The sequence below is a fragment of the Bartonella sp. B10834G3 genome (assembly GCF_016102505.1).
Classification (GTDB): Bacteria; Pseudomonadota; Alphaproteobacteria; order Rhizobiales; family Rhizobiaceae; genus Bartonella; species Bartonella choladocola.
This window is the reverse complement of record NZ_JACFOM010000002.1, coordinates 466,279-484,063: the sequence shown is the minus strand read 5'-3', so window position 1 is coordinate 484,063 and position 17,785 is coordinate 466,279. Positions and strand designations below refer to the sequence as shown.

At 45.6% G+C, this 17,785-nt stretch carries 13 protein-coding genes and 1 tRNA gene; 7 read left to right on the top strand and 7 right to left on the bottom strand.

All coding sequences use genetic code 11. The features are described 5' to 3' along the window. Nucleotides 1-3: 3 nt before the first annotated feature. Both H3S94_RS07455 and glpX read left to right on the top strand, forming a co-directional pair. The gene (locus H3S94_RS07455; protein WP_077992271.1) at nucleotides 4-1,320 is read left to right on the top strand and encodes a homoserine dehydrogenase; all 1,317 of its coding nucleotides are present in this window, start codon (nucleotides 4-6) and stop codon (nucleotides 1,318-1,320) included. 171 nt (nucleotides 1,321-1,491) lie between these two features. Beyond that, nucleotides 1,492-2,481 (top strand): class II fructose-bisphosphatase, encoded by a 990-nt coding sequence (gene glpX, locus H3S94_RS07450; RefSeq protein WP_198240686.1) that lies wholly within the window; start codon nucleotides 1,492-1,494, stop codon nucleotides 2,479-2,481. 692 nt (nucleotides 2,482-3,173) lie between these two features. Here glpX and H3S94_RS07445 read toward each other — a convergent pair. The 4 genes from H3S94_RS07445 to H3S94_RS07430 form a co-directional block, all read right to left on the bottom strand. Beyond that, nucleotides 3,174-4,283 carry a branched-chain amino acid aminotransferase gene (locus H3S94_RS07445; RefSeq protein ID WP_198240685.1) on the bottom strand — a complete coding sequence of 370 codons (1,110 nt, stop codon included), beginning with the start codon at nucleotides 4,281-4,283 and terminating at the stop codon, nucleotides 3,174-3,176. Nucleotides 4,284-5,338: 1,055 nt separating this feature from the next. Further along, nucleotides 5,339-8,416: an SPOR domain-containing protein gene (locus H3S94_RS07440; protein WP_198240684.1), complete on the bottom strand. Its 3,078-nt coding sequence runs from the start codon at nucleotides 8,414-8,416 to the stop codon at nucleotides 5,339-5,341. A 186-nt stretch (nucleotides 8,417-8,602) separates the two neighbouring features. Further along, nucleotides 8,603-10,360 (bottom strand): arginine--tRNA ligase, encoded by a 1,758-nt coding sequence (gene argS / locus H3S94_RS07435; protein WP_198240863.1) that lies wholly within the window; start codon nucleotides 10,358-10,360, stop codon nucleotides 8,603-8,605. A 30-nt stretch (nucleotides 10,361-10,390) separates the two neighbouring features. Continuing rightward, on the bottom strand, nucleotides 10,391-11,593 hold the full coding sequence (locus tag H3S94_RS07430) for a deoxyguanosinetriphosphate triphosphohydrolase (RefSeq protein WP_198240683.1): 1,203 nt from the start codon (nucleotides 11,591-11,593) through the stop codon (nucleotides 10,391-10,393). A 96-nt stretch (nucleotides 11,594-11,689) separates the two neighbouring features. Between H3S94_RS07430 and H3S94_RS07425 the strand changes: the two genes are divergently transcribed. Then, on the top strand, nucleotides 11,690-12,016 hold the full coding sequence (locus H3S94_RS07425; RefSeq protein WP_077992261.1) for an iron-sulfur cluster assembly accessory protein: 327 nt from the start codon (nucleotides 11,690-11,692) through the stop codon (nucleotides 12,014-12,016). Nucleotides 12,017-12,102: 86 nt separating this feature from the next. Further along, a complete protein-coding gene (locus H3S94_RS07420; protein ID WP_198240682.1) occupies nucleotides 12,103-13,161 on the top strand; it encodes a hypothetical protein in 1,059 nt (352 codons plus the stop codon). A 316-nt stretch (nucleotides 13,162-13,477) separates the two neighbouring features. Here the strand turns inward: H3S94_RS07420 and thrS are convergent, their stop codons facing one another. The 3 genes from thrS to H3S94_RS07405 all read right to left on the bottom strand — a co-directional run bounded on the left by thrS (nucleotide 13,478) and on the right by H3S94_RS07405 (nucleotide 16,354). After that, the gene (thrS, locus tag H3S94_RS07415; RefSeq protein ID WP_198240681.1) at nucleotides 13,478-15,457 is read right to left on the bottom strand and encodes a threonine--tRNA ligase; all 1,980 of its coding nucleotides are present in this window, start codon (nucleotides 15,455-15,457) and stop codon (nucleotides 13,478-13,480) included. A gap of 122 nt (nucleotides 15,458-15,579) precedes the next feature. Further along, entirely contained in the window at nucleotides 15,580-15,912 is a 333-nt protein-coding gene (gene yidD, locus H3S94_RS07410; RefSeq protein ID WP_225868161.1) for a membrane protein insertion efficiency factor YidD, read from the bottom strand. A gap of 4 nt (nucleotides 15,913-15,916) precedes the next feature. Then, a complete protein-coding gene (locus H3S94_RS07405; RefSeq protein ID WP_198240680.1) occupies nucleotides 15,917-16,354 on the bottom strand; it encodes an iron-sulfur cluster assembly scaffold protein in 438 nt (145 codons plus the stop codon). 123 nt (nucleotides 16,355-16,477) lie between these two features. On the opposite strand from H3S94_RS07405, the gene folE reads away from it, so the two are divergent. The 3 genes from folE (at nucleotide 16,478) to H3S94_RS07390 (ending at nucleotide 17,783) form a co-directional block, all read left to right on the top strand. After that, nucleotides 16,478-17,098 (top strand): GTP cyclohydrolase I FolE, encoded by a 621-nt coding sequence (gene folE, locus H3S94_RS07400; protein WP_077992254.1) that lies wholly within the window; start codon nucleotides 16,478-16,480, stop codon nucleotides 17,096-17,098. Between the two features lie 16 nt (nucleotides 17,099-17,114). Beyond that, nucleotides 17,115-17,543, top strand: coding sequence for a phosphoribosyl-AMP cyclohydrolase (gene hisI, locus H3S94_RS07395; protein ID WP_210327993.1), 429 nt, complete (start codon nucleotides 17,115-17,117; stop codon nucleotides 17,541-17,543). 155 nt (nucleotides 17,544-17,698) lie between these two features. After that, nucleotides 17,699-17,783: transfer RNA gene (locus H3S94_RS07390), tRNA-Leu, on the top strand. The last annotated feature ends 2 nt before the right edge of the window (nucleotides 17,784-17,785 follow it).

Below are 17,785 nucleotides of genomic sequence, written 5' to 3'. Positions count from 1 at the left end.
CGAATGGTTAATGCGTTGAAGATCGGCATTGTCGGGCTTGGAACCGTTGGAAGTTCTGTTGTCCGGATATTGAAAGAAAAACAGGACTTGCTGACCAAACAATGCGGCAGACCTATCGAGGTTGTTGCTGTAAGCGCGCGTGACAGAACACGCGAACGCGGGATTGATCTTCAAAACATAGAGTGGGTTGATGACCCGTTGGTTCTCGCTGGAAGTAAAGATATTGATGTTTTTGTCGAATTGATTGGCGGTGAAGAGGGGATAGCACGTTTTTGCGTTGAAGAAGCGCTCAAACGCGGTCATCACGTCGTTACCGCCAATAAGGCTTTGCTTGCGCGCCATGGTGTGGCGCTTGCGAAAATTGCTGAAAAAAAAGGTGTTTTGCTGAATTTTGAAGCCGCCGTGGCGGGTGGAATTCCGGTCATCAAAGCAATGCGCGAGTCGTTATCCGGCAATAGCGTTTCGCGGGTTTACGGGATATTGAATGGAACATGTAACTATATCCTGACCCGTATGCTTGCCGAAGGAATTTCTTTCGAGGAATGTCTTAAAGAGGCGCAGATACTGGGCTATGCAGAGGCAGATCCTACCTTCGACATTGAAGGGTATGACACGGCACACAAGCTTGCATTGTTGACCAGTCTGGCATTCGGTTGTGTCATATCGGTCGACGACATTTATGTCGAAGGAATCAGTAATATTTCGCTTGCCGATATTCATGCAGCCGATGAACTCGGTTATCGTATTAAACTGTTGGGCGTGGCTGTGAAAACCGACACCGGTATCGAACAGCGTGTTCACCCGACAATGGTACCAACTTCAACCGTTATTGCCCAGGTTCAGGGCGTTACGAATGCTGTTTCCATCCAGACCGATCTGTTGGGAGAATTGCTTTTGTCGGGGCCGGGGGCCGGTGGAAATGCGACTGCATCAGCCGTTATTGGTGATATTGCAGATATAGCAAAATCCCATCCCGGTTTTCAGCACGGGCCGGTTTTTGGAACACCTGCCCAAGCACTTGCGCCTTATAAACGTGCTCGCATGCGTGCTCACGCGGGCGGCTATTTCATACGTTTGACAGTAACGGATAAAATCGGTGTTTTTGCAAGTGTTGCAAAACGGATGGCCGAGAATTCGATTTCACTGGAATCGATTGTTCAGCGGCCGCTTGCCGAAAATGTGCAGCCCAATACTAAAAACATTGTCCTCGTCACTCATGAAACGACCGAGTCGTCAGTACGTAAAGCGTTGATGTCGATCATGGAGGATGGACATCTTATAGATAAGCCGCAGATGATCCGCATTGAACGCCCGAATTAAAGGCCGTTTTTTGCGTTTATTTTGTTTATTATCACTTATGTTTCAATAATAATTTATGAATTGATCGTATGCCCTCTTGCGGTAAAGCGGAGTCTTTGCGAAAAGGCTATACTATAACGTTGAAAAACAACGTTGGTTTTTCTTTAACAATTATCCGGTGGGATTAATCATATGTCGAACTCGGCTGACCCTACATTACATGGACTCAATCGTATTTTAACACTTGAGCTGGTTCGCGTAACCGAGCGTGCAGCGGTTGCCGCAGCACGCATTCGGGGATGCGGAGACGAAAAGGCAGCCGATCAAGCCGCCGTTGACGCAATGCGTAAAGAATTGAACCGTTTGCCGATCGACGGAACTGTTGTTATCGGCGAGGGCGAACGTGATGAAGCACCCATGCTTTATATCGGTGAAAAGGTTGGAACCAAGGAAGGACCGGCTGTTGATATTGCATTGGATCCTTTGGAAGGTACAACAATCTGCGCCAAGAACTTGCCGAATTCACTGGCCGTTATTGCAATGGCGGAAAAGGGTAATTTGCTTTATGCCCCGGATGTCTACATGGAAAAAATTGCTATTGGACCGGGTTATCCCAAAGGGATCGTCGATCTTGATGCAAGTCCGGTTGACAATATCAATACTCTCGCCAAAGCGAAAGGCGTGAAGCCCAATATGATTACCGCTTGTATTATGGATAGACCACGCCACGCCAAGCTTATAGAGGCCGTTCGCACAACAGGTGCCTCGATCCGTTTGATTGGCGACGGTGATGTTGCAGGTATCATCCACACGACAGATCCGGACGAGACAGGCATCGATATTTATATGGGCATTGGCGGCGCACCGGAGGGTGTTTTGGCTGCGGCGGCACTTCGTTGTATTGGCGGACAAATGCAAGGGCGCTTGCAGTTGAATACTCAGGAAAAAATTGACCGTGCGGCAAAGATGGGTGTTACCGACCCGCATAAGGTTTATGCGATGGAGGAAATGGCAAAAGGCGATGTTCTTTTTGCCGCGACCGGCGTAACAGATGGTAACCTGCTTTCAGGTGTAAAATTTGCAAAAAATTATATCCAGACGGATACAATCGTCATGCGCTCACACAGTGGAACAATTCGCAATATCATTGCTCGCCATCAGGATATGACAAAGTTTGATTGATTTTCGTGATTTTCTAAACCGGTTTTGCCGGTAGTTGCGAAATTATGATTATTTTTAAAGCGCGTTTTCAAAAAAGAACGCGCTTTTTTCTTTTTCTGGATAGTCAGGAATCCGGTTGAAGTAGAGCGTTATACGATAGGGATAGACTATAAGTGGACTATCGTTTGATGATTAAAAACGAAGCGCGTTTTCTACCGGTCAGATAATATATTCCGAATGCGCTTTATATTTCTCTCTATTATTCTTGCAAAAAGAAGAGGCCTGAAAAGAGTTCACTTAAAAAGTTTTTCAGATTTATTATATCCACTCCTGCAGACAAACAAGACCGCGTGGTTTAAAGAAAACACGAATAGTATCCATCAGGAAAAGTGTTATTCACGTTTATCGGGAGAGTTTTAACGCTCGTAAACAACAGACGATATATATAATATACGGGCTTCGTTTTACCTTAAATTCCGTATCTCTCGCGATCAGCTAACGGTTAACGGGAAATATCCGAATGGAGAACCGCGTGAAACGCGTTCATTCATGGTCGGGAATAAAAGTTATGAAAAATACATGACCCCAACGTTACATTGTCGAACGATCGAAGCCGCTTAAAGCATATGAGCTAACGGAAATACCGCAAGTTTAGTAAAGAGAAACAAAAAAAGTGCAGCCTGATAAGGCTGCACTTTCAATTAAATGTATAATCAATCAATTTTAACAGTCTTTACCCAGCCGTAAGGATCTTTGGCTTCACCTTTTTGGATATGGATGAGCTGTTCACGTAGATTCTGGGTAATTTCGCCGCCATTTCCATTACCAATGACAGTTTCACCGCCTTCATATTTGAATACTCCGATCGGCGTTATCACGGCAGCGGTACCACATGCAAAAACTTCCTTGAGGTGGCCACTTTTTGCATCCTTTTTCAAATCGTCAAAGGAATAACTGCGTTCTTCCACCTTCATTCCGTTGTCTTTGGCAAGTTGCAAAATCGACTTTCTCGTAACACCGTGAAGAATCGTTCCGTCAAGTTTCGGTGTAACGAGCCGATTGTCGTCCATGACAAAGCATACATTCATGCCGCCAAGTTCTTCGATCCATTTACGCTCGACCACGTCGAGAAAAAGAACCTGATCGCAGCCGTTTTTCTCGGCATTAATCTGGGCGAGCAAGCTTGAAGCGTAATTGCCACCGCATTTTGCTTCACCCGTTCCGCCAGGGCCGGCGCGGCTGAATTCGGTATCAAGCCAAACGCTGACCGGTTTTGTGGAACCGCTTTTGAAATAGGAACCGACCGGAGAAGCAATAACACTGAAAATATACTCGTTAGCCGGATGGACGCCCAAAAATGCTTCATTTGCGAACATGAACGGCCGTAGATAGAGACTGGAATCAGGTGTTTCTGGAATCCAGTTCCGGTCGATTTTAACAAGCTCGTTGATGGCGGCAAGAAATACATCCTTATCAAGAGGAGGCATTGCAAGCCTTATAGCGGAATTATGAAAACGTTCAGCGTTTGCCTCAGGGCGGAAAAGAAGAATGCGGCGATCATGTGCACGATAAGCCTTGAGGCCCTCGAAAATTTCCTGCCCATAGTGAAGAATAGCACTTGCCGGATCAATCTCGAAAGGCTTGCGAGCGGTGATGACCGCATCATGCCAGCCTTTTCCGGCTGACCATTGCACCACTGCCATGTGATCGGTGAACACCCGACCAAATCCAGGATTCTTCAATAGGTCCGCACGCTTTTCTGCACTGAGCGGATTTGGATTTTTTTCAATTTTAAATGGAAGAACAGTACTGGAACCTGTCATGACAATAACCTTTTGAAATGTATGTTCATCTTATTGCTCTTTTAACAATTGGTGATTTCTGTAAAGCAATAAGGTTTGAACATTAGAGTTTATTCGGCACAGGTGTCAACGATTTTAGAACGGTTGTCACGTCCGAGAACAACATTGTGAAACGTTTTTATAAGTGCACATTAAATAATGATTAAAAACAGCAAGGGAACACAACAATATTCCATGCGTTTAAGGGATACAGAAATCATCATAGCCCGTGAGGACTATAGTTCTTATCTCTAAATTGAACTTATAGATCTCATGAATGAAAGCCTCTCTCAATGTCAAACAACAAGACCAACAGTATAATTACGCGCTTGTCAGCGTTTATAACGAACCGTATCCTGATAGAAGCTTTTGCAGTTTTTGCGGTTACAACATTGTTTACGTGGGCAATATTTACTGCGACCGTTCTCGTCAACTGATGAACACATTGATGATTGTATCAAACATGTTTGCTCCATTGTCACGACGCTTCCTTGGACGGCTTGTCTGTTATGCGCTCGAACATGATTTACACAGAAATCGGGACGCTATCCACGTCAATTCGGTACGATATTTTTCGGCCGATAACCAGAATAAATTTTTATAATTTTACAATCAAGAAAATAGCATACAAGAATATTACGGATGGAACCAGTATAAATATATTAATTTATTCATAAAAAATACACGTAAAATTGATACTGAATTATTTATATGAAATTTTATTTAATTACTTAAAATAGCGTTCTCAATTTGATAGAAAAATATAGAAATTTAGTTTTATATCAGATTTATTATTTATTTTAATATAAATAATTCTCATATATTACAATTGTGAATTATTGAATGATTATATTATGTGATGAATACCTATCATTTATCTGTATTTATTCCATGAATTTTATGAGTAACCGTTAAAGACAGCAGTCCGGATTACGGAGCGCCCAGTATAAAAAACCAAACCGTCCGTTGAAAAAAACGAAAACTTAGAAAACGTCTGGCGGCGACGGAAAATATTTGCGGTAACAATAGACCCGCTATTATTTTCCGACAAAACAGCTTCCGTTTTGGCTCTTTATCTTATCACAAAGACTTACTGCATCATCACGCGGGCCTACTTGTATTCTGACGCGATAATAAGTGCCTTTACCGGGAATGGAAGCCGGTTGAATACTTAAAGGTAATGAACCGATGAGCGAGCCGAATAAGCTCTTGGCTTTATTCATTGACGTTGTAGCCGCTTCCTGAGTGGGTTGTGAGGCAATCTGGACGTAATAGCCGCCTGAGCCAACGCTAGCTGTCACGGGAGCAGTAGTTTTCGGCTCTGACGTTTCTAACGGGCGAGTGGGTGTTTTTGGAAGAGCTGGCGGAGATTGTCGGGGCGTTTCTGCGGTGATGATAGGTTGCGCCTGTTGTTGACGCTTGGGACTGTGTACTGTGTTGATACCGTTTAAAACGCTTTCACTGGTTAGTGAACCGGTTTGTGAATTGTCACCATTATCATCAGGCGTTCCGTGATTGGACTGTGCATCTTCATTGATAATCTTGGTCAGTTCGGAATCAGCTGCTGACATGCTGGATTCGGAAGAAGCCGTACCATCGGAAGAGGCTTGCTCCGTCCCGTTTTGGGCATTTGCTTCTTTATCGTTTATTGTTGCGGAAGAACTATCCTGTTTTTCGGCTGTATTTGAACGCGGACTCGGAGTGATTGTACCGTCAGGATTGACTACAACGGATTGAACTTCTCTGGTCGGGACGCTCTGATTTGAAGCCGCAGTAATTGCATCTTCCACGTTTGACGGGTCGGCATATGTATCGACGCCGTCCGGTACATCATTTAATGCAGTCAAATCTTCCGGCGTTTCGGAGTGGTCGACCAGTTTATCCTGATTGCCTTCAGAGCCATTTTGACCGTTCGCTTGATTATAAACGTCCTGATTGTTTTGTGTTTCGTTAGTCGTGCCGGTTTGTTCTGCCTGTACTTTATAAGGCGAATCATCCGCATGTATGACGGTTGAAGCGCCACCGCCTTGCGATGGCATAAAATACTTCATTGCCGCATAGCCGCCGCCAAGTAAAATAAATAAAGCAACACCGCCGATCGTTAATTTTCGTGCAAAGGATTTTGGTCTGTTTTGGTTTTGCAGTCCTTCCAACGCCGCATTTCCTGCAAGCAAAGCTTGTTCGCTTCCATCATAGGGAACGTTCGGCTGGGGTAACGGGTATTGCCCCTGAAGAGTTTCGCTGGCGTTTTCAGGTTCACGGGTTTTATCCTGTCCATAACCGGATTGAGCATAAGCTTCTGCGAAAAAATCATCCTGTTCCTGGGGGGTATTCGTGGCTTCCTGTTTGTTGCCTACGCTGAATACATCGGCAAATTCACTCTCTAACGCATCAGCCGATTGTGCCGGTTCTTCAGCAGGGTAGGGAATCTCCGGCACATCGACCGGCTCTGTTGTTTCCACTATTTCATCTGCAAATTTATAAGTATTGACGTCGGGTGGCTGGTTGGCATCATTTTCGCCCGAATTTTGCGCAAACGCCTCTTCGGAAGCAGGGTAGGAGGTGTTAACCCCACCATTTTCTTCAGCCGGTTGAGGATAATCCGGATTTGGATTTAATGCTTGCGTATTTTCCGTAGCCTGTTCACCGGTTTGAGCATAGCGGGTTTCCGAATTTACGCTTTGCATAAACTGTTGTTCGGTTTCCTGAGCTTCTAACGGTAAATGTGGAATATCTGCTACGTCATTCACCATATCCGGTTGAACATCTCTTGATTCTGGCGAAGCAACAGGAGACGGGTTTTCATGGAACGGGGGATTGACAATGGCATTTTCGTCTGCCGACAAGTCCTCAAGGCCGAAGGGATCAGCGCTTTGCGGTCTAGCATCCGGAGCGGCAGCCGGTTCAGCATGATGTAAACCGCTATCCGGTGGTACATTTTCGCTCAAAGGGTGACCGTCGTTCGCAAACACATCATCAAATCCGAACGGATCATCCGAATTTAAAAAATCGGTTTCAGTGCCGGTTTGGTTTTGCTGCGGAGGTTCGTAAGGTAAAGGTGCAGCATTGGTTGCACGGCTCTCACTATAAGTGTGGGCAGAATAGGGCTTATTTTGCTCGAATTGACTTCTATGTGTTTGAAACTGCGGATCATTGCCGCTGGTTTCTATATTCGAGAGTGAATTCAAATTACCCGAATATTGGTGATTTTCGACTGGCGGGTTTACAGCCTGTCTGACCGGATCGTTATAATGTGAAGTAGACGGTGCAAGATTTTCAGCCGCATTTTGCGAGCCGAAATGTTCTCCGGATGCAGGAAGCGGGTCATTAACGAGAAGGTTTTCGAGTTCTTTGTCAAAACCCATTTCATCAAAAATAGGATCCCGACGAGCCGTTTGTTGAACTGTTGTCTGGTCGTTGGTATTCTGCTCAGGCAGTTCTTGTGAAAAATTATGCACAGGTACCGGTTGAGAAAGCTCGTTTGGCGAATTTAGTGGTTGTCCAAAACTTGTATTCTGGAAACCTGATGTAGTTTGTTCGGGAACAAAATCCGGGCTATTCGCAACTCTTCCATATTGGGCTTGCTTATCAAAAGCCGGATTTACCGGATTAACCGGCTGCGACGGCTCGTTTCCAATTGGAAGATCCGGTAAAGTGTCCAAGTCAATATCGGGAAAGCCTGCAGGCGGCTCTATCGGCGCACCGGTAGCACGAGCCTGCGGGGTAAACGATGGCATGTCATAAAGTTCGTTAAAAGGAAGATCGGGTTCCTGTTGGCGAGGTGCAGGCGCGGAATCTTCAGCCTGTGGCAGAAAATCAAGATCATCATTATTTCGCGCGGCAGTGTTCCTGTCATTTGTCAGTCCACTTGCCGGCCGTGAGCTGGTAACTGGAGGTTGAGCGTCAAGAAAAGACAAATCGGCATCATCCGCACCGCTGTTCTGGGGGTGTTCAGATGGGCCTGTCTGCACAGTGGATGTTACCGGTTTGCGAGTCGGACTATCACCATTCGCATTAAAGTCCAGATTGAACAGGCGCGTAAGTTCGAGAAGCGGGTCTTTCTCTTCTGAAGCCGGTCGTTCCGGACGGGGGGCATTGCGATCATTGTCGGTCATAGTTTTTCCCACATAGTCGGTTACGCAATCTGGTATTTATTGCATTCCGCCAGACATTAAGCTCATTCATCTTAAAAATCTGAAATTCTGCTTTAATATCATAAATATACGTTAGATAACCTTAACACAAGACATAGTTACAAAGCCCGTCTGGAAAGTCTCTTTATCAACGCATTTCCACCGGAATCAACGCATTTCCACCGGAGCATCAACACCAATAATGCCCAAGCCGGATGACAGAACATCAGACACAGCCTGAATGAGGCCGAGTCTTGCTAAAGACAATTCTCTATCGTCAAGCTTGATAAAACGTAAATCCTCATTTTCTGTACCTTTGTTCCAATGTCCATGGAAAAAAGAGGCAAGATCGTAAAGATAAAACGCCAATCTGTGCGGCTCGTAATTCATTGTAGCCTGTTCGACGATACGTGGATATTCCGCCAATTTCTTGATTAAAGCAATCTCTCCGGCATCTGTCAATTTTTCGAGATGCGAAACCAGTTCCTCCCGTTGGAAATTCGACAGATTAAGGAGTTCTTCAGCTTTCCGGAAAGTGGAATGGCATCGTGCACACGCGTATTGGACATAAAAGACCGGATTGTCTTTGGACTGTTCTGTAACTTTGGCAAAATCAAAATCAAGCGGAGCATCGCTTTTCCGATAAATCATCATAAAGCGCACGGGATCCCTGCCGACTTCGTCGACCACTTCACGAAGAGTAACAAAAGATCCGGCTCTTTTCGACATAACCACCGGCTCGCCATCGCGGAAGAGCTTTACCAATTGGCAAAGAAGCGCTGTTAATTTGGCTTTTCCACCTGAAATGGCTTTGGCAACCGCTTGTAGCCTTTTTACATATCCACCATGATCTGCACCCAGTACATAAATCATTTCATTGAACTGACGTTCAAATTTATTGCGGAAATAGGCTACATCGGCAGCGAAGTATGTATACGAGCCATCCGATTTGATTAATGGTCTGTCCTGATCGTCACCAACTTCCGTCGAGCGAAACAGTGTCTGTTCACGATCTTCCCAATCTTCCGAAACCTGTCCCTTCGGCGGCGGCAATGTTCCCTTATAGACATATCCTTTCAATGTCAGATCATTGATCGTACTGCGTATCGCTTTTGCATTATCGGCATGCAAAGTTTTTTCAGAGAAAAACACATCATGATGAATATTGAGTGCAGCAAGATCATCGCGGATCATCTGCATCATTGCATCAACTGACCGTTCTTTTATGAGTGGCAATCGCTCCTCTTCCGGCATTTCCAGAAGCTTGTTGCCAAATTCTTTTTTCAGTGCCTCGCCGACAGGGACAAGATAATCGCCGGGATAAAGCCCTTCGGGAATTTTGCCTATCGTTTCACCAAGTGCTTCCCGATAGCGCAGGAAAACAGAATTCGCCAATACATCAATCTGCCCGCCCGCGTCGTTGATGTAATATTCCTTTACAACGTCATGTCCTGTAAAAGAGAGAAGGTTTGCCAGCACATCACCAACGACTGCCCCGCGACAATGTCCGACATGCATGGGGCCGGTGGGATTGGCCGAAACGTATTCAATGTTGACTTTTTTCCCCAATCCAAGCTTTGTACGGCCGAAATTGCTACCCGATTTAACGATGGTTTTTAATACATTACGCCAAAAATCGTCAGTCAGCCGGAGGTTGATAAAGCCGGGACCCGCAACATTAACAGATTCAATATCATCGTCCGCTTCCAGAAGAGATACAATTCTTTCTGCCAGCGCTCGCGGATTGCAACCGACAGATTTCGATAGAACCATTGCCGCATTCGTCGCCAGATCACCATGTGACGGATCGCGCGGAGCCTCGATGGTGACCCTGCTTAAATCAAGTGGCTGACCATCTTTTGCTTTAATATCAGACTGCTGAAGCAATTGTTTAATTTTTTGCTCGAACTCATTAAAAATATTCATCATCGAAATCCGTGTTGTTGTCACCTTCGTTTAGGACAAATAAGTTGCGCGGTCAAACAATCGTCGATATTCGCGCAGTGCATAATTATCGGTCATTCCTGAAAGGAAGTCGGAGATCACTCTTGCGCGACCGTTGTCACTTAGATCAATTGTCGCTTTAAACCACTCTTCCGGCATTGCATTCGGATGTTCGTAATAAAAATCGAACAGGCTTGAAACAATTTTTTCGGCTTCGTTGCGTCGTTTCCAGACATATTCGTGATGATAGAGGTTATCATAAAGAAATTGTTTCAGTTTTTTTTCGGAACCGGTCATAAGCGGAGAGAATGCGACAAGTTGGTGATCTGCGCCATGGACGTCGTCAATAGTGTGAGGTGAGAGCTGATGGATGAGGTCCAGAGAATGTTTTATAACGTCTTCCACCATTGCGGTTATTTGGCGTCTTACAAGTTCATAACCGGTGCGGGTTCGATCCAGATTCGGAAATTCGTTTTTGATAAGACGCAGGATGTCACCTGACAATTCGACATTTTCAAGTTGCGTAAGGCTTAGAAGTCCGGATCGCAAGCCATCGTCAATATCATGGGCATTGTAGGCAATATCATCAGCTATAGCCGCACATTGGGCTTCGAGACTGGCAAATTTATCAAGTTCCAGATTTTGAATCTTGTTATATTCGGCCAAAGTAACAGGGATAGCAGAATTTTTTGCGTAAGGTCCGGAAAGTGGGCCGTTATGTTTGGCAAGTCCTTCCAGCGTCTCCCAGGTAAGGTTCAAGCCATTAAACTTCGGATAACGATGTTCAAGACTGGTGACGATGCGCAAGCCTTGAGCATTATGGTCGAACCCGCCAAACGGTTGCATCTTGCTGTTTAAAGCATCTTCACCTGCGTGACCGAATGGTGTATGACCAAAATCGTGAACGAGTGCAATGGCTTCTGCCAAATCTTCATCAAGGCGCAATGCACGAGCCAAGGCGCGGGCAATTTGTGATACTTCGATTGTATGTGTTAGACGTGTGCGGTAGAGATCGCCTTCATCGGCGATGAATACCTGGGTTTTATGCTTCAATCGACGAAATGCATTTGAATGGATGATACGGTCGCGATCGCGTTGGAAAGGTGTTCTCGTCGGACTTTCCGGCTCATAAACCAGACGTCCACGACTTTTTGCCGGGTCACTGGCATAAGGCGCACGAGAGTGGTAACCAAAGCCTATATCTTCTATATCCATTGTAACTTGTCCAATCGAGACCTAGATTCAGATGTAAATATCTTTTATCTGATATTCAGGTTTACGAAAACAGTCTATAGCAAGGAAGTGTTGATAATGGGTGTTGTAGTTACAGAATCAGCGGTCAAACGCATAGCTCGTATTCTGGCCGGTGAACCTGACAAGACGGCTTTGCGGATTTCTGTCGAGGGAGGCGGTTGTTCCGGCTTTTCTTATAAATATGACCTTGTCAACGAACCGCCCGCAGAGGATGATTTGGTAATTAAAAAAGACGGTGCCACAATATTGATAGATTCGATGTCTCTACCTCTCATGGATGGTTCGGAAATCGATTTTGTCGATAACCTTTTGGGACAAGCATTCAAAATCAATAATCCCAATGCTGTGTCCTCATGTGGTTGCGGTGCCAGCTTTTCAATATAGCCGGACAAGCGGATAAAAGTGATACTCGATTGCTTTTACCTAATTCATAACACCAACGACTTGAAGCTACTGACAGTTAAAACCAGATGACGTTTCTACTCCGCCCAAAGCAAAAAACTACGATCACCATTCTGGCAAGTCTTGTAGCTTTGACAGAAGCTTTTGCCCTGTCTCATGCCGGTGCCGAAGAAAAACAGCATGAATTGAATTTGACGGCACCCGAACCGCAACATCATGAGAATAAATTCAAACCACAGGCCGCGCCTAAAGGAGAAAACCCGCCGACCAATGTTCCCCAACCCGCAACCGGCGCGCCATCTCAAAGCCAATCTTCAAGCGAGACTGAGCAACAAAAGGCCAAACTTGATCTCAATGCGAGATTGACAGATAAGGGGACGGACATTTCACGCGGGCTCGTTTGGCGTATTTTTGAACCGATTTATGGAGTGGATAATAAATTACCACTTGTCGCTTCTTCCCAAGGGGGAAGTGCACATTTTGCTCTCGACCCCGGAAGCTATATTGTCCATGTTTCATTCGGGAATGCGAGTGCTATGCGACGCGTAACGGTGAGTGCGGCGCAACAACTGTCGGAAACTCTGGTTCTGGATGCCGGAGGCTTGAAACTCAATGCGACCATGCCGGAAGGTAAAATCAACCCGCAATATTTACGTTTCTCGGTTTATTCGGACGATAGTGAAAATGACGATACCTCACTTATTCTTGCAGATATTAAACCGGGAAAAGTCATAAGGTTGAAAGCGGGTAGCTATCATATTGTATCGAATTACGGAACGGCTAACGCCATTTCCAGATCCGATATTAAAGTTGACGCCGGCAAGATAACCGAAGCCACAATGCAACATCACGCGGCACTTGTTACTTTGAAACTTGTTCGCCAAGAGGGTGGAGAGGCATTGGCCGATACGAGTTGGTCAATTACCAATGACTCTGGCGATATTATCCGCGAAACGGTGGGTGCATATGCAACTCTTGTATTGGCCGAGGGTGATTATGTCGCAATTGCAAAAAACAAAGACCAAATCTATCAAAAAGAGTTTTCGGTTTCTTCCGGCCATGACCAGGATGTCGATCTCGTTACAACTGCGCCGCCTCAGCCGCCAATTGATGATTCGATGGATTGACGGAACGCTGTCAGCAGGCGATAGCCGGATTTGGCAATAAAAACGATTATTATCATTAAATAATTTGAAAACCAGCCGCTCAATTGAACAGTCCGGTGCCACGTTTGGTCTCTGCCAAGTTTTGAATTAATTCTTGCAATTTTTCTTCACAGAAACGTTGAAACCAATGTCACACCGGTTAACCTGATACCTGACGCTGATAGATGGTCGGGTTCAGTCAAGTTTTTTTCGGCGGGAATAGTTATGGCAACCTATCAAGCTGTAAAATAAAATCTGGCAGGTCATGTTTTGCCTGCCAGAAAAAGCATTGAGACAATTAATCTTCTGACGTATTGCGGCGAATATCGGGAGGCGTTGCTTCCTCTTTAAGGTCGGCGATCACCTTTTCAAGAGGGAGAGACACTTGTTCCTGACTCCCCAGACGGCGCATATTTACCGAACCGTCTTCGGCTTCGCGTTTCCCGCAGACCAGAATGACCGGTACTTTTTGTAGCGAATGTTCGCGTACCTTATAGTTGATCTTCTCGTTTCTGAGATCGGATGTTGCCAACAAACCGGCGGCTTTGAGCTTTTTGACGACTTTTTTGGCATAGTCATCGGCTTCCGATGTAATCGTGGCGACAACGACCTGAAGGGGAGCAAACCACAAAGGCAAATGACCTGCATAGTTTTCAAGAAGAATACCAAGAAAGCGTTCCATTGAGCCGCAGATTGCACGGTGGATCATAACCGGCTGACGTTTTTCTGAATCTTTATCGATGTAGAATGCACCAAAACGTTCCGGAAGATTAAAGTCTACCTGTGTCGTTCCGCATTGCCATTCACGGCCGATCGCATCTTTCAATGTATATTCAAACTTCGGCCCGTAAAAAGCACCTTCACCCGGCAGGATTCCGGTTTTGATACGCCCGTTCGATTTTTCCTCGATTGTGCGCAAAACCTCCGCCATGACGCTTTCGGCGTGATCCCATAATTCGTCCGAACCAACGCGTTTTTCAGGTCGTGTCGACAATTTTACGGTAATTTCGTTAAAACCGAAATCGGCATAAGTGCTTAAAATCAGATCATTAATTTTCAAACATTCATCGGCGAGCTGTTCGTCGGTACAGAAAATATGGGCGTCGTCCTGCGTAAAGCCGCGCACACGCATCAAACCATGCAGTGAACCGGAGGGTTCATAACGGTGAACTACACCGAATTCTGCAAGGCGGATAGGTAATTCGCGGTAAGACTTCAGACCGTGCTTGAATATTTGCACGTGGCCGGGGCAATTCATCGGCTTCAAGGCATAAACGCGGTCGTCGTCGGCATCGTCACCTGCAGGCGTTACCTTGAACATATTTTCTTTATACCAACCCCAGTGCCCCGATATTTCCCATAAAGACTTGTCGAGCACCTGAGGAGCATTGACTTCCGAATATCCCTGATCGTCAAGGCGGCGGCGCATATAGCTTACAAGATTTTGGAACATCCTCCAGCCTTTTGCGTGCCAGAAGACAACCCCCGGACCTTCTTCCTGAAAATGGAACAGATCCATTTCACGCCCCAAGCGACGATGGTCGCGTTTTTCGGCTTCTTCGAGCATGTGGAGATAGGCCGCAAGATCCTTTTCATTGGCGAACGCGGTTCCGTAAATACGGGTCAACATCGGATTGTTGGAATCGCCCCGCCAATAGGCTCCGGCGACCTTCATCAATTTGAATGCATTGCCGATCTGGCCTGTCGATTGCATATGAGGCCCGCGACAAAGATCGAACCAATCCCCTTGATGATATATCTTAACGTCTTCGTTTTCCGGAATTGCGTTAACCAGTTCGACCTTATAGAGTTCGCCTTTATCCGCGAAAATCTTTTTGGCTTTTTCGCGCGGCAAAACTTCCTTGGTAAATTTTGCATTGCGCTTGATGATTTCGTGCATTTTCTTTTCGATAACCGGCAGATCTTCAGGCGTAAATGGCTGGTTACGGGCAAAATCATAGTAAAAACCATTTTCGATAACCGGACCGATTGTGACCTGTGTTCCGGGAAAGAGTTCCTGTACTGCTTCGGCTAGAACGTGTGCACAGTCGTGACGAATAAGAGCAAGTGCGCGCGGGTCGTCACGTGTAATAATCTCGATCGAGCCGGATTGTCCGAGTGGATCCGACATGTCACGTAAAATGCCATCAAAGCTGTATGCAACAGCATTTTTTGCCAGTGATTTTGAAATGGATTGTGCGAGTTCCAATCCGGTCATATCGGCGGGATAATCGCGTTTTGAACCGTCAGGGAAAGAAATGGAAACGGTGGAAGACATAAAATTACTCCTAATCCAGTCCCGCCAACGAATGCGGGTGGGGGTGTTGATTGCTCCGGTTGATGACAACAAAGCGGTTTAATGTCTGGTCTTTTATGTTTTCTTTTGAAAAAAAGAAAGTCCTATTCATGTTTCTTTTGCGCAATTTTCCAATAACGCCATGGTGTATACCAGTGATAGGTTTCATCGAGATATGTCGGAACAGGATCAAAGCCGTGGGTTCCGAACGGTCCGCAACGCATAATGCGAAATAAACCCATCCACGAGCCTGCCCACAAGCCATATCTTGCAATTGCTTCAAATGTATATTCGGAACAGGTGGGCAAATGCCGGCATTGGTTGCCGATGAATCCTGAAAGCGTGAGCTGGTAAAGGCGAACCAGTCCGGTTCCCAAAAGTCTTCCCGGTGTTTTGCGCCAGACTCCTGAAAAATTGCGGCTTTCCGACTTCGTCATTCTGTCACTCTTTGTTGCGGGCTTCGATCTGGTCAATGCAATCAACAACGGCATCGAAAGTCAGCATAGTGGAAGGCTGGCGGGCTTTATAGTTTTTTATCGGTTCAAGGCAGGCAAATTCGGCAAATTTTCCGGTTGGTGCAGGACCATTTTCTGTAAGCATGAGCCAGACAGTATTGCGTAAAGAACGCAGTTCTTCACCCGTCGAGCCGATTATATGACTTGCCATAAGTGAAGAGGAAGCCTGCCCCAATGCGCAAGCGCGCACGATATGCGCAAAATCTGTTACAATGCCGTTTTTCATTTTTAAATCAACCGTCACGGTCGATCCACAGATTCGGGAATGTTTTTGTGCCGTCGCATCGGGAGCGTCAAGACGGCCAATTTTATCGATATGCGCCGCAAACCCTAGAATTTTATCGTTATAAATTTCGTCAATCATATTTTGTTGCTCGAAAAACAACCTGTTTTTTATGAACTTACTTTGATTCTGGATATATGTGTCTATATAGGTGTAGTCATTATAACTACCAAGTTTTCTTTGGCGGTAAATCGGAGTTCATTTATGCAATCCCTTCAAAAAAGTCCGAGCGTTGAAACTCATCAAATTGCGAATAAGCGTCCAAGCCGTGAAGAGGCTGAAGCAGCAGTGCGTACTTTACTCCTCTGGGCGGGCGAAAATCCCGACAGGGAAGGGCTTGTCAATACGCCAAAACGGGTCGTTAAGGCTTATGAAGAAATGTTTTCAGGCTATAAACAATCCGCAAAAGAAATTTTAGGAACAGTCTTTGATGAAGTGTCCGGATATAACGATCCCGTTCTTATCAAGGACATTCCTTTCTATTCGCATTGTGAACATCATATGGTGCCGATAATAGGGAAAGCGCATGTCGCCTATATGCCTGATGGTCAAGTCGTCGGTCTGTCGAAAATACCGCGTGTTGTAGACGTTTTTGCAAAACGCTTGCAAACGCAGGAAAGTATCACCGCAGAAGTTGCCGACGCCCTTTATCAATATTTAAAACCTCGCGGCGTAGCTGTGCTCATAGAGGCTGAACATATGTGTATGGCCATGCGAGGCGTCAAAAAACAGGGGTCAACCACTATTACCGCCACATATCGGGGAGCCTACAAGGATAACGTCGAGGCGCAGGTCAATTTTGTCAAGATGATACGCAATCTTTGATTTTAGGGAAAAGAAATTGTCTGAAGAAAAAAATAGCTTGGAAGAAGGTTCGCAGTTTTTACCGAAATTTGATTCACAAGGGTTGCTTACCGCAGTTGTGAGTGATGCCGATGACGGGACGCTGTTGATGGTCGCTTTTATGAACAAAGAAGCACTGGCATTGACACTTGAAACGGGTATTGCGCATTATTGGTCACGATCACGCCAAAAAATATGGAAAAAAGGCGAAAGTTCGGGAAATTTCCAGATCATCGAGGAGATTCGGGTCGATTGCGATCAGGATGCAATCTGGTTGAAAGTTCATGTAGAAGGCGCGGGTGCAACCTGTCATACCGGTCGCAGAAGCTGTTTTTATCGCCGTCTGGAATTGGTCAACGGAAAAGCTACACTTGAAGAAGATGATAAGAAGCGTCTTTTCAATCCGGACGAGGTTTATAAAGCCTGAAAAGCGACGTGTATCGAAAGTCGCTCTCACAAGCCGAAAAAATTATTTCAACCAAAATGTTCAATAAATATGCGGTTTTTTAAAAAAAGGTCTTGTTTTGCTTCTGTCGATTTGTTAAATGCCGCCAGCCGGTTAATTATCGGCTTCTACCATGTGCGGTCGTGGCGGAATTGGTAGACGCGCAGCGTTGAGGTCGCTGTGGGGAAACCCGTGGAAGTTCGAGTCTTCTCGACCGCACCATT

Excerpts from the sequence above, each read along its gene's own strand:
- H3S94_RS07455 (WP_077992271.1), top strand. The coding sequence starts at position 4 with ATGGTTAATGCGTTGAAGATCGGCATTGTCGGGCTTGGAACCGTTGGA.
- glpX (WP_198240686.1), top strand. The coding sequence starts at position 1,492 with ATGTCGAACTCGGCTGACCCTACATTACATGGACTCAATCGTATTTTA.
- H3S94_RS07445 (WP_198240685.1), bottom strand. The coding sequence starts at position 4,283 with ATGACAGGTTCCAGTACTGTTCTTCCATTTAAAATTGAAAAAAATCCA.
- H3S94_RS07440 (WP_198240684.1), bottom strand. The coding sequence starts at position 8,416 with ATGACCGACAATGATCGCAATGCCCCCCGTCCGGAACGACCGGCTTCA.
- argS (WP_198240863.1), bottom strand. The coding sequence starts at position 10,360 with ATGAATATTTTTAATGAGTTCGAGCAAAAAATTAAACAATTGCTTCAG.
- H3S94_RS07430 (WP_198240683.1), bottom strand. The coding sequence starts at position 11,593 with ATGGATATAGAAGATATAGGCTTTGGTTACCACTCTCGTGCGCCTTAT.
- H3S94_RS07425 (WP_077992261.1), top strand. The coding sequence starts at position 11,690 with ATGGGTGTTGTAGTTACAGAATCAGCGGTCAAACGCATAGCTCGTATT.
- H3S94_RS07420 (WP_198240682.1), top strand. The coding sequence starts at position 12,103 with ATGACGTTTCTACTCCGCCCAAAGCAAAAAACTACGATCACCATTCTG.
- thrS (WP_198240681.1), bottom strand. The coding sequence starts at position 15,457 with ATGTCTTCCACCGTTTCCATTTCTTTCCCTGACGGTTCAAAACGCGAT.
- yidD (WP_225868161.1), bottom strand. The coding sequence starts at position 15,912 with ATGACGAAGTCGGAAAGCCGCAATTTTTCAGGAGTCTGGCGCAAAACA.
- H3S94_RS07405 (WP_198240680.1), bottom strand. The coding sequence starts at position 16,354 with ATGATTGACGAAATTTATAACGATAAAATTCTAGGGTTTGCGGCGCAT.
- folE (WP_077992254.1), top strand. The coding sequence starts at position 16,478 with ATGCAATCCCTTCAAAAAAGTCCGAGCGTTGAAACTCATCAAATTGCG.